The organism is Bradyrhizobium altum, assembly GCF_020889705.1.
Lineage (GTDB): Bacteria > Pseudomonadota > Alphaproteobacteria > Rhizobiales > Xanthobacteraceae > Bradyrhizobium > Bradyrhizobium altum.
This window is the reverse complement of the sequence record NZ_JACMYP010000271.1, coordinates 1-11,773: the sequence shown is the minus strand read 5'-3', so window position 1 is coordinate 11,773 and position 11,773 is coordinate 1. Positions and strand designations below refer to the sequence as shown.

Here is an 11,773-nt window from a genome sequence, read left to right as displayed (position 1 = left end):
CGACGGCGGCGGTGTCGGCGCGCAGGATGCGCGGCCCGAGCGCGAGACGGAGGATGTTGGGCTGGCGCAGCAGCAGCGCGCGCTCCTCCTCGGCAAAGCCGCCCTCGGGGCCGATCAGCACGTCGATCCCGCCGTTTGCTGCGGTCGCCGCCTGCAACGCCTGCACCGGGTTAGCCACGTCGGCCGCCTCGTCGCAGAACACCAGAAGCCGCGCCGGATCGCGCCCCGCCAGGTAACGCTCGAGCGGAAGGGGATCGGCGACCTCGGCAAGCGAGATGATGCCGCATTGCTCGGCGGCCTCGATTACATTGGCGCGCATCCGCTCGCTGTTGACCCGCGACACCTGGGTGAAGCGGGTCAGCACCGGCACGAGCCGTGCCGCGCCCATCTCGACCGCCTTCTGCACCATGTAGTCGAGCCGCGCATGCTTCAGCGGCGCGAACACATAGGTCACGTCGGGCAGGCGGTCCTGCGGGCGGGTTTGCGCCGTGATCGTCAGCGTGTCGCCGCGTTTGCGGCCGGAAATCTCCGCGCGCCATTCGCCATCGCGGCCGTTGAACACCAGCACGGCGTCGCCGGCGGCAAGCCGCAGCACGTTGCCGAGATAGTTGCTCTGGTCGCGTTCGAGCGAAACGGTCGCGCCGGCACCGAGCGGGGCATCGACAAACAGGCGGGGGCAGCGGAAATCGTGTTCAGGCATGTCGTGGGTTCTTGAGATGCGCTCCAGCGGCGTCAGTGTTGCCTGGCACGTTAACCAAACCGCGCGACACCGTAATCGCGCGGACTCGCCAGGAACTCGCCTGCCAAGGTAGTAAGGAAGCGTCGATATATTGCTTCTGACACCAAGTCATTTTTCCAGTCCGAGGGGTCGCTTGCACGCGGCCCCTTTTGTTTTTCGGTCAGCGTAGGATCGTAAAATTCAAACCGGTGCATGACCGAAAATCGTGTTCAGGTCTGCTTCACGGTCGATTTTGCCGCCGTTCGTAGCCTAAAGGCTTAGAATCGGGGAACAATTTAATGTGGCCGGTGTGGCCCTACGCCGCGCTGTCGCCCAAATCCACGGGTTGTTAAGGCCTCACAGGAATCGTAAAACGCCCCCAAATTTCGTTGCTTCGTTTTTGTAGCGCTGGGGTTGCCTGGACCTTTTTGCCGGAGAAACACCCTCGATGATCCGCCGACTGATCGTGCTGACCGTTGCCGCGACCGCCCTGTCAGCGGGGCACGCCGCGGCCCAGAGCGCCTTTCCGGCGCCGTTGCCCAATCAAGGCCAGGCTGGCACCGCGTCGGATCCCGCGTTCCCGCCGGTGAACGGCGCGCGTCCAAGCCGGGCGAGCACTGCTCCCGATCCTGCGTTTCCGCCGGTCAACGGCGCGCCCGCGGCCAGGGTCGGCGGCGCGCCGTCGCCATTTCCTAGCAGTGGTGCGGCTCCCATCGCCGGCGGCGGTCTGTCGTCTCCGCCGCCCCCGCCCGGCGCCGGTGGTGGTGCCGCCGGTGACGCCTGCATGAAGGATTTCGTCCCGCTGCGCGAGGAGACCGAGAAGCGCGGCAAGGCGATCAAGGCGGCGAGCGACCGGCACGCCAGCCCCCAGGAGGCCTGCAAGCTGATCGGCAATTACAGCCAGGCCGAAGTCAAGATGATCAAATACGTCGACAGCAACGCGTCGAAATGCGGGATCCCGCCGCAGATCTCCGATCAGCTCAAGACCGGCCACAAGAATACCGAGGCGTTGCTGAAGAAGGTCTGCAACGTCGCGGAGCAGGCGGCGGCACAGCCGCGCGGCCCCGCGGGGCCGTCGCTGAGCGACGTGCTCGGCTCGTCCGCCTCGCTGCCGGAAGCGACGCCGACCAAGAAGGGCGGCAGCACCTTCGACACGTTGAACGGCAACGTTCTGACCCGATGATTGGGCGCCCGATGATTGACCAGCCATGAGCGATGTCTCCGCCCGCGTTGCCGACTCCACAGGCAACTGGGTGGACACCCATGCGCCGGTCTGGTCGCGGCCCTATCTGCGGCTTGCGCGCTACGACCGGCCGATCGGCTCCTGGCTGTTGTTGATGCCGTGCTGGTGGTCGGCGGCGCTCGCCGCCGGCGTCGCGCATGATGTTCGCTCGCTCCCGCTCGTCGTCCTGCTGTTCTTCGTCGGCGCCTTCGTGATGCGCGGCGCGGGCTGCACCTGGAACGACATCACCGATCGCGATCTCGACGCCAGGGTCGAGCGTACACGGTCGCGGCCGATCCCGGCCGGGCAGGTCACGGTGACGCAGGCGGTGGTATTCATGGTGCTGCAGGCGCTGATCGGGCTTGCGGTACTTTTGCAGTTCAACCGCTTTGCGGTGATGACCGGCATCGCTTCGCTGGTGATCGTCGCGATCTATCCGTTCATGAAGCGGATCACCTGGTGGCCGCAGGTCGTGCTCGGCCTCGCCTTTTCCTACGGCGCGCTGATGGGATTTGCGGTGACGCTCGAGCGCATCGATGCGGCCGCGATCGCGCTTTACGCCGGCTCGATCGCCTGGGTGATCGCCTACGACACCATCTACGCCCATCAGGACGCCGAGGATGATGCGCTGATCGGCGTCAAATCCACCGCGCGCCTGTTCGGCGCACGCACCCATCGGGCGCTGGTGATTTTCTATGGTCTTGCCGTGCTGCTGATCGGCGTGGCGTTCGCGCTTGCGGGCGCACGCTGGCCGGCCTGGATCGGCCTTGCGGCATTTGCACTGCATCTCGCCTGGCAGGTCCGCCGGCTCGACACCAGCGATCCCGCGCTCTGCCTGCGCATCTTCAAATCCAACCGCGACGCCGGCTTCATCCTGTTCGCGAGTCTGGTCGTCGATGCGGTGCTGCGGGCGGCGTAAGGACGATCTCCTGCTTCGGAATGACAGTGGTGAGCACACCTCAATGCGAAGCTGCGTCCTCATTCTCAGCTGTCATCGTCCGGCTTGACCGACCGGGCGATCCAGTACGCCGCGGCCTCTCGGCTCAAGCACTGCCGTCTCTGGAATACTGGATCACCCGCATGCGCGGGTGATGACACCGCGTGGTGTGACAACTTGAATCGAGAACCATCCTCATCGTCGTCCTGGCGAAGGCCAGGACCCATCACCCCAAATCTCGATTGTTGCGCGTCGCCGTGACCACGATCCCGTTCATCACCGAATGCGGTGGTTATGGGTCCTGGCTTTCGCCAGTACGACCAAGAGGTGACAGTCGTGGAGCGCAGCGAAACGAACTCAATTCCGCGCGATGATCTCGCGCTCGTCGCGATGCACGCTGGTGCCGTTGAGGCTGACACCGGCGCGGCGGCGGACCAGGAATTTCGGGCGGCGCGCGCGGATTGCGTTGCGGCGGCGGCGGCGCGGTGCAGGCTGGCGCGGCGCCGGCTCGGTCAGTTGCGGGAGACGGAAGATGTCGCTCCACATCTGCCAGGCGGAGGCGATCTCCTCGGCATCCGAACTGGTGCCGAGCGGAATGGAGAGCGCGGGATCGCGGTGAACCAGCACCAGCATCTGCGCGTCGTCGATGCCGCGCAGCGCGACGCCGAGGAAATCGCTGACGCGAACATTGACCGCCATCCGCATGCCGAGAACGGCACGGCGCAGCACGACATGTTCGCGGTGAAGCTCGACCTGCCGCATGCCGCCATCCGCGCGCGCATCCTGCGCGTGGAAGCTGAGCGGAAGGGAAAGAGGGTCGAGCCGCAGTGCGCGGCTCGACCCGGCGGAATTGATTCCGCTTGTTGGTGTTTGACGCCTCAAAGCCTTAGTCTCCCCGCCGGGATTATGTTCCCGGTCGATGTGTGAGAGCCTAGCCGAGCGATGGCCGTTTCGGCTTAAAAAGCCTGGTTAACCGCTCCTCACCTGGTGCCATGATTGACAAGAGGTTGGCCCGCATGATTGACGAAGCCTTGCGCCGATCACTCAAATCTTTGTTGCCCGCCGGTGCAAAGTGCTTGAATTCCCTGTGAATCCGGCACATCTGGTTAGGTCTGTCGACGCCATTCCGGGCCCCCCTCCATCCGCAGGAATTCGTTCGTGAACTCTTCACCATCTGCATCGCGACACGGCGATACCTCCGATCTGTTCGACCAGTCCGGCCTGAGCGACCTTGCGCAGCGTCTGGTCGAAGCCGCAAAGCGCGCCGGCGCCGATGCGGCCGATGCCATCGCGGTGCGCGGCGTCTCGCAAGGCGTCGAAGTCCGCGACGGCCGCGTCGAGGAAACCGAGCGCTCCGAGGGCGACGATGTCGGACTTCGGGTGTTCGTCGGCCAGCGCCAGGCGGTGGTGTCGACCAATGACGTCAGCGGCGACGGGATTGCAAAGCTCGCCGAGCGCGCGGTCGCGATGGCGCGCGTCGCGCCCGACGACAAATATGTCGGTCTGGCCGATCCCGCGCTCCATGCGCATGATTTCCCCGATCTCGATCTGCTCGACCGCACGGTGCCGACCACGGCCGAGCTCGAGCAGCGCGCCATCGAAGCGGAGGCCGCGGCGCTCGCGGTCAAGGGTGTCTCGAAGTCCGGCGGTGCGTCGGCCTCGACCGGGATCGGCGGCATGGTGCTGGTGACGTCGACCGGCTTCCATGGCTCTTACCTGCGCTCCAGCCACGGCATCTCGACGACGGCGATTTCCGGTGAGGGCACCGGCATGGAGCGCGACTATGATTTCACCAGCGCGCCGCATGCGTCCGATCTCGATTCACCGACGGCCGTTGGCCGCAAGGCCGGCGAGCGCGCGGTGGCGCGGTCGAATCCGCGCAAGGTCGAGACCTGCAAGGTGCCAGTTGTGTTCGATCCGCGGGTTGCGGGCTCGATCGTCGGCCATCTGGTCGGCGCCATCAACGGCGCCTCGATCGCGCGCAAGACCAGCTTCCTGAAGGACAAGCTCGGCGAGCAGCTGTTCTCCAGGGATATCCGCATCATCGACGATCCCCTGCGCGTGCGCGGCCTGCGTTCGCAGACCTTCGACGCCGAGGGCGTCAAGGTGAAGAAGATCGCGCTGATCGACGAAGGCGTGCTGACCACCTGGGTGCTGGACTCCGCGACCGCGCGCGAGCTCGGCCTGGTCACGACCGGGCATGCGCATCGCGGCGTATCGTCCTCGCCGTCGCCCGGAACATATAATCTGCATCTCGAGCCGGGTGCGGTGACGCCGAAGGAGCTGATCTCCGACATCAAGCAGGGCTTCTATGTCACCGACCTGATCGGCTCCGGCGTCAACGGCGTGACCGGCGATTACAGCCGCGGCGCGTCCGGCTTCTGGATCGAGAATGGCGAGATCACCTATCCGGTCAGCGAAGTGACCATCGCCGGACACCTGCTGCCGATGTTCAAGTCGCTGGTTGCCGCCAACGATCTGGAATTCCGCTACGGCGTCAATTCACCGACGCTGCGCATCGAGGGGCTGACGCTTGGCGGACGCTGATACGGACGACTGGACCAAGGCGCGCGACGCCGCCTTGCTGACCAGATCGGTGCAGGAGGCGGGCCGGCTCGCATTGTCGCTGTTCCGCACCGAATTGAAGAACTGGATCAAGGGCGCGTCCTCGCCGGTCTCCGAGGCCGACATTGCCGTCAATGACCTCCTGGAGCAGCAGCTGCGTTCGGCGACGCCGGGTTACGGCTGGCTGTCGGAGGAGAGCGCCGACAACGCGACCCGGCTCGACAGGCGCTTCACCTGGATCGTCGATCCGATCGACGGCACCCGCGCCTATCTCGCCGGGCGCGAGGACTGGTGCGTCAGTGTGGCGCTGGTTGAAAATGCATCGCCGGTGCTCGCGGCGGTGTATGCGCCGGTGACCGAAGAATTCTTCTTTGCCGCCCGCGGCCAGGGCGCGACCCTGAACGACAGCGGCGTGCACGCGACCGCGGGTACCGATTTCGATTTTCCCCGCATGGCCGGACCGAAACCGCTGGTGCAGCGGCTCAGCCCGACCTCGGACGAGATCACGCTCTTTCCGCGGATCGGATCACTGGCCCTGCGGTTGTGCCGCGTAGCACAAGGTCGACTTGACGCCGCCTTTGCAGGCGGGCAAAGCCGCGACTGGGATCTTGCCGCCGCGAATTTGATCGTGCAGGAAGCGGGTGGTAGGATGACCGCGCTCTCGGGGGATGCGATTGAGTATAATCGCCGGGAGGTGACGCATGGGGTGCTGGTGGCAGCAGGACGCGAACGTCATGCACGCATTGTCGAGCATTTTCGCAACCGTCCATTGCCGTGAGGCCCCGCCGATCCGCACCGCGTTTCCGATTGTGACGAACAGACTTGTTACGACGACAAACCTGTGACGACCAGACTTGTAACGACCAGACTCGTGACGACCAGACCTGTGACGACCAGACCTGTGACGACCAGACCTGTGACGACCACGACTTCATTTGCTTGCCGGGCATCTCGTTAGGAAAACCATCATGTCAGACAATGCCCAGCCACAGCTGCTTCACCTCGTGATCGGCGGCGAGTTGACCGATCTCGAGCACAACACCTTCAAGAACCTGGACGAAGTCGAGATCGTCGGCGTCTATCCGAACTATGCGACCGCCTATGCGGCCTGGAAGGCGAAGGCGCAAGCGACCGTGGACAACGCCCAGATGCGCTATTTCGTTGTTCACCTCCACCGGTTGCTCGATCCTGAGCAGGACACAAAGCACTCCCATTGAAACGACTTCTTCGCGATCTGCTGCGCAGCGGCGTCGTGCAGCGCGCGCTGGGTGTGCTTGCGGCCGAGTATCTGCGGCTGGTGTGGTACACCAACCGCTTCATCTATCAGCCGCATGACGTATACGGGATCGTCGAGCCCTTGATGCCGGCGATCTTCGTGTTCTGGCACGGCCAGCACTTCATGACGCCGTTCATCAAGACCAAGGACAGCTACCGCGCCAAGGTCTTGATCTCCCGCCACCGCGACGGCGAGTTCAACGCCCTTGCGGTCGAGCGGCTCGGCATCGGCACGATCAGGGGTTCCGGCGACCATTCCGGCGCGTTCCACCGCAAGGGCGGCGTCGGCGCCTTCCTGGAGATGGTTCGGACGCTGGAAGACGGCTGCAACATGGCCACCACGGCCGACGTGCCGAAGCGGGCACGGGTCGCGGGCCTCGGGGCCATCATGCTGGCGCGGGAAACCGGCCGGCCGATCATCCCCTTTGCGATGGTCACCAGCCGATTCATCCGGTTGAAAAACTGGGATTCCACGACCATCAATTTGCCATTCGGGCGCGGCGCAGTGGTAGGTATTGAGCCGGTCTATGTGCCGCCCGATGCCGATGCCGCAACGATGGAAAAGCTTCGGCAGCACGTGGAGAATCTTCTCAACGAAGCGACCCGGCGCGCCTATGCAGCCGTCGGGCGGCCGGAGGCAACGCTTGGCTAGCTCGCTACCGATGACGTTGCGTGTCTACCGCAAGCTGTCGTCCGCGATGGTGCCGCTCGCACCTGCGCTGATCAAGCGGCGGCTCAAGCTCGGCAAGGAAGATCCCGAACGCGTCGGCGAGCGGCGCGGCGTCAGCGCCGATACCAGGCCGCAGGGGCCGCTGGTGTGGATTCACGGCGCGAGCGTCGGCGAGGTGCTGGCGGCGGTCGGGCTGATCGAGCGGCTGCGCGCGCTCAATCTGCGCATCCTGCTCACCTCGGGCACGGTGACCTCGGCCGCGATCGTGGCGAAGCGCTTTCCGCCCGACGTGATCCATCAATACGTGCCGTATGACTCGCCGCGCTATGTCGCGCGCTTCCTCGATCATTGGCATCCGTCGCTGGCGCTGTTCATCGAGTCCGACCTGTGGCCGAACCTGATCCTGTCGAGCGCCGCGCGGCGGCTGCCGATGGTGCTGATCAACGGGCGGATGTCGCAGCGCTCGTTCCCGCGCTGGCGCCGGGTCTCCAACACCATCGGGGCGCTGCTCGGACGGTTCGACATCTGCCTCGCGCAGTCGAAGACCGACGCCGAACGCTTTGCCGCGCTCGGCTGCCCGAATGTCATGGTGACCGGCAACCTCAAGCTCGACGTCGCGGCGCCGCCGGCCGATCCGGCCAAGCTGGAGCGGCTGATGTCGGTGACGCGCGGCCGCGCGATCGTGGTTGCCGCGTCCACCCATCCCGGCGAGGAAGAGATCCTGATCGAGGCGCACAGATCGCTCGCCGGATTCTTTCCCGGGCTGCTCACGGTGATCGTGCCACGGCATGCCGCGCGCGGCGAGGCGGTGGCGCGGCTGGTGACGGAAGCGGGCCTGCGCCCCGGGCTGCGCTCGCACGAGGACCTGCCGGTCGCGACCACCGATATCTATGTCGCCGACACGATGGGCGAGCTCGGCCTGTTCTATCGCCTCGCGCCGATCGTGTTCATGGGCGGTTCGCTGGTCGCGCATGGCGGCCAGAACCCGATCGAGGCGATCAAGCTCGGCGCTGCGATCGTGCACGGCCCGCACGTGTTCAATTTCACCGAAGTCTATGACGCGCTCGATCATGCCGGCGGCGCGCGGCGCGCCGACGATCTGGACGCGCTGGTCAAGCAGCTCGGCCAGTTCCTCGCCGATCCCGCGGCACGCGACACGTCGCTTGCGGCTTCCGAGCGCGTCGTCGAGCAGCTCGGTGGCGCGCTGGAGCGCACGGTGATCGCTCTCGAGCCCTATCTGTTGCAGTTGCAGCTCGAGATGGGAGCCGCCAATGCGTGAGCCGGCCTTCTGGCACCGGCCTTCGTCTTGGATATCGCAATTGTTGAGACCGCTTGCCGCGCTCTATGGCGCGGTGGCCGCGCGGCGGATGCAGGGCTCCGGCGTCGATGCCGGCATTCCCGTGATCTGCGTCGGCAATTACCATGTCGGCGGCGCCGGCAAGACCCCGACGGTACTGGCGCTGGCAAAACTGCTGCGCGAGCTCGACGAGCGGCCGGTGGTGCTCAGCCGCGGCTATGGCGGCAGGCTTGCCGGGCCGGTCAAGGTCGATCGTGACCACCATACGGCGGCCGATATCGGCGACGAGCCGCTGATGATGGCGGCGACCTTGCCGGTCGTGGTGTCGCGCGACCGTGCTGCGGGCCTTGCGCTGGCGCGCGCGCAGAACGCAAGCGTGATCCTGATGGATGACGGCTTCCAGAATCCGAGCGTGCTCAAGGACACCTGCCTGATCGTGATCGACGGCACGCGCGGCGTCGGCAATGGCCGCGTCATTCCGGCCGGACCGTTGCGCGCGCCGCTGTCGCCGCAGCTGGAACGCACCGACGCGCTGATCGTGGTCGGCGAGGGGAGTGGTACGAAAAAGATTGCGGCCGATCTCGCGTCCCGTGGCAAGCCGGTATTGTCGGCGCATCTGAGGCCGGATGAGGCCTCATTGAATGCGTTGCGCGGTCAGCGCGTACTCGCCTTCGCCGGCATCGGCGATCCCGCGCGCTTCTTCAACACGCTGCGCGCAAGCGGCGTCGACGTCGTACGCAACAGAGCCTTCCCCGATCATCATGCCTTCACGAAGGATGAGATCGAACAGCTCGTCGCAGACGGGCGAAGCGACGCCCTGACGCTGGTGACGACAGAAAAGGATCTGGCGCGGTTGCGTGGTCCGGCCGGGATGTCGGCCTGGGCACAGGCGATCGTGCCATTCGCGGTGACGCTGCAATTCGAGGATGCTGCCGCGCTGCGGCGCCTGGTGACCGATCAGCTGTTCAAGGCGCGGAGCAGGAGGCTGCGCACATGAACCCAGCCTTGAGCTTAAGCCTGCGGCTTGAGCACGCCGGGATGGTGGCGCTGCAGCACGGCGGTCGGGGTGGCGTAGGCCTCCTGCAGGTCGACGCTCCAGTACTTCAGCTCGTCGAGCGGAATCCGGACATCGGTGATGGCACAACGCACAAAGGTGCCAGGCGAGATCACGCGGAAATCGCCATCGAGATATTGCACTTGCGCTTCGCCATGGCCCGAGGGACCGAACTTGTTCAGCACGTTTGAGCTCTCCGCTTTGCCTCGCACGAGGCCACCTGGATATTTATCAAGCCATCTATCACAGATAGGGGGTCATGTCCGCCCGTTAAACCACCGACTTGTGATGATTTGGCGGCGGACGCGCATGGTAGCGTTGCAGCTGTGGTCCGCTGTGTTTGCGGCGCCATAACGAGCCGGCCGGATCGGATGCGCCTCAAGTCAGTTTTCATATGCCTCGCCATGCTTGCCGTGCAGGCCGCGGTGGCGGCGGCGCCGCTTTCGGCCCCGCATCAGGTCGAAATTCCCGAAGGCAATGTCACGCTGCACGCGCAGCTCTACCGGCCCGATGGCGATGGCCCGTTCCCGACGGTCATCGCGCTGCATGGCTGCGGCGGTCTCGCCGGCCGTTCCGAGCCGGTGCTGCCGCGCTATCGCGACTGGGCCGAGCAATTGCTCACATCGGGCCATGCGGTACTCCTGCCGGACAGCTACGGCTCGCGCGAGCTCGGACCCCAGTGCCGCATAAGGGAGCATCAGGTCCAGACCCGCCGTGCGCGGGTTTCCGACATCAACGCGGCGCGGCAGTGGCTGGAGCAGCAGAAATGGGTGGCGAAGAGCCGCATCAGTCTGATCGGCTGGGGCAACGGCGCGGCCGCGTTGCTCTGGGCGGTGCGGCCGCAGATGTGGTCGCGCAACGTCGAGCCGGATTTCCGCTCGGCGGTCGCGTTCTATCCGGATTGCCGCACCTCGTCAGGCCTTGGCTGGAGCGCGCGGGTGCCGACGCTGGTCCTGATCGGCGCGCGCGATGATGTGACGTCGTCATCGGCCTGCCACCAGATGGTCGACGGCGCGCGCGGCCGCAGCGCGCTGGCGCGGATCGTGGTCTATCCCGAGGCCTATCACGATTTCGACCGGGCCAACCTGCCGCTGCATGCGGTCGCGGCCTCGTCCGAGGTCGACATCACGGAGCCCGGTCATGTCGGCACCGATGCGAGCGCACGCAAGGACGCGCAGAAGCAAGTCGCCGAGTGGCTGGCGCGCTAGAGCGTTTTCGAACGAAGTGGACGCCGGTTCGCGTGAAGAAAACGCGTCAAAACAAGAATCTAGAGCTTTGGTTCTGATTCAATCAGAACCGAAGCTCTAGAGAAAAAAATCAGAACAGGCTGCCCTGATCGACCGGCTTGGTGACGCGCTTCGGCGCCGCCGGTTTCGCCTCGCGCGGCTGCAGCTTCGGCTGGCTCTCAGGCGTCGCCGTCGCCGCGGGCTGATCGGCATCCGTGGTGGCAGCGACGCGGCCGTCGGCGAACTCGATCGACAGGTTGGCGTTCGGGCCGACCGCCGCCGCGGAATGGATCGCGTGTCCCTGCGCGTCGCGCACCAGGGCAAAGCCGCGCGCGAGCACGCCGCGATAGGACAGCGCCGACAGCAGCTGGCTGCGATGGGCGACACGCGCCTCGAGCCGCTGCAGCGTGGTCAGCAGCGCGCGGCGGGCGCGCTCGGCGAGGCGGTGGGTGCGCTCGAGATCGCGCGCGATCGCGTTGCGCTGGGCCTTCGCATTGGCGAGCTTGGAGGCCTTGAGCCGGATCTCGAGCCCGCTGAAGCGCTCGCGCCGGCGATGCAGCAGCGAGCGCGCCGACAGCGTGATGCGCTCGCCCGAGACGGTCAGCCGCTGCCGCGCATGGGCGACCTGGCCGCGCAGCACGCCGATCGTGAGGCGCGAGCTCGACGCGGCAAAGCGGCGGAAATGCGCGTGCGTATTGGCCTTCAGCCCGCGCGGCAGCCCGGCTGCGAGATGATCGAGCCGTTGCCGCGGGATCGCGAGCAGCTCGTTCGCCGCCGGCAGCGCACGCGCCGCGGCACGCAGCTCGTTG

The 11,773-nt window shown here is 66.0% G+C and carries 13 protein-coding genes; 9 read left to right on the top strand and 4 right to left on the bottom strand.

The window, feature by feature from the left end; translation table 11 throughout:
• On the bottom strand, window positions 1-700 hold a 700-nt coding region (locus H8B02_RS39245), incomplete at its 3' end, for a 16S rRNA (uracil(1498)-N(3))-methyltransferase (protein WP_229171082.1).
• A 466-nt stretch (window positions 701-1,166) separates the two neighbouring features.
• On the opposite strand from H8B02_RS39245, the gene H8B02_RS39240 reads away from it, so the two are divergent.
• Both H8B02_RS39240 and ubiA read left to right on the top strand, forming a co-directional pair.
• Entirely contained in the window at window positions 1,167-1,901 is a 735-nt protein-coding gene (locus H8B02_RS39240) for a hypothetical protein (protein WP_229171081.1), read from the top strand.
• Between the two features lie 25 nt (window positions 1,902-1,926).
• Complete coding sequence (gene ubiA, locus H8B02_RS39235) at window positions 1,927-2,859, top strand: 4-hydroxybenzoate octaprenyltransferase (protein ID WP_229171080.1); 933 nt, start codon at window positions 1,927-1,929, stop codon at window positions 2,857-2,859.
• A 375-nt stretch (window positions 2,860-3,234) separates the two neighbouring features.
• Here the strand turns inward: ubiA and H8B02_RS39230 are convergent, their stop codons facing one another.
• Window positions 3,235-3,759 (bottom strand): DUF6101 family protein, encoded by a 525-nt coding sequence (locus H8B02_RS39230; RefSeq protein WP_229171079.1) that lies wholly within the window; start codon window positions 3,757-3,759, stop codon window positions 3,235-3,237.
• A gap of 276 nt (window positions 3,760-4,035) precedes the next feature.
• Between H8B02_RS39230 and H8B02_RS39225 the strand changes: the two genes are divergently transcribed.
• The 6 genes from H8B02_RS39225 to lpxK all read left to right on the top strand — a co-directional run bounded on the left by H8B02_RS39225 (window position 4,036) and on the right by lpxK (window position 9,681).
• Complete coding sequence (locus H8B02_RS39225) at window positions 4,036-5,424, top strand: TldD/PmbA family protein (RefSeq protein ID WP_229171078.1); 1,389 nt, start codon at window positions 4,036-4,038, stop codon at window positions 5,422-5,424.
• On the top strand, window positions 5,411-6,220 hold the full coding sequence (locus H8B02_RS39220) for a 3'(2'),5'-bisphosphate nucleotidase CysQ (protein ID WP_229171077.1): 810 nt from the start codon (window positions 5,411-5,413) through the stop codon (window positions 6,218-6,220). The genes H8B02_RS39225 and H8B02_RS39220 overlap by 14 nt, the downstream gene beginning before the upstream one ends.
• Before the next feature lie 190 nt (window positions 6,221-6,410).
• Window positions 6,411-6,659, top strand: coding sequence for a DUF4170 domain-containing protein (locus tag H8B02_RS39215; protein WP_050628541.1), 249 nt, complete (start codon window positions 6,411-6,413; stop codon window positions 6,657-6,659).
• Entirely contained in the window at window positions 6,656-7,369 is a 714-nt protein-coding gene (locus H8B02_RS39210) for a lysophospholipid acyltransferase family protein (protein ID WP_229171076.1), read from the top strand. The genes H8B02_RS39215 and H8B02_RS39210 overlap by 4 nt, the downstream gene beginning before the upstream one ends.
• Entirely contained in the window at window positions 7,332-8,666 is a 1,335-nt protein-coding gene (locus tag H8B02_RS39205; protein ID WP_229171075.1) for a 3-deoxy-D-manno-octulosonic acid transferase, read from the top strand. Before H8B02_RS39210 ends, H8B02_RS39205 begins: the two co-directional genes overlap by 38 nt.
• Complete coding sequence (gene lpxK / locus H8B02_RS39200; RefSeq protein WP_229171074.1) at window positions 8,659-9,681, top strand: tetraacyldisaccharide 4'-kinase; 1,023 nt, start codon at window positions 8,659-8,661, stop codon at window positions 9,679-9,681. Before H8B02_RS39205 ends, lpxK begins: the two co-directional genes overlap by 8 nt.
• Before the next feature lie 14 nt (window positions 9,682-9,695).
• Here lpxK and H8B02_RS39195 read toward each other — a convergent pair whose 3' ends face one another.
• Complete coding sequence (locus tag H8B02_RS39195; protein WP_016848019.1) at window positions 9,696-9,923, bottom strand: DUF2093 domain-containing protein; 228 nt, start codon at window positions 9,921-9,923, stop codon at window positions 9,696-9,698.
• 186 nt (window positions 9,924-10,109) lie between these two features.
• Between H8B02_RS39195 and H8B02_RS39190 the strand changes: the two genes are divergently transcribed.
• Window positions 10,110-10,946: a dienelactone hydrolase family protein gene (locus H8B02_RS39190; RefSeq protein WP_229171073.1), complete on the top strand. Its 837-nt coding sequence runs from the start codon at window positions 10,110-10,112 to the stop codon at window positions 10,944-10,946.
• 109 nt (window positions 10,947-11,055) lie between these two features.
• Here the strand turns inward: H8B02_RS39190 and H8B02_RS39185 are convergent.
• Window positions 11,056-11,773 (bottom strand): exodeoxyribonuclease VII large subunit (locus H8B02_RS39185; RefSeq protein WP_283842306.1); only part of this gene is annotated, 718 nt, incomplete at its 5' end.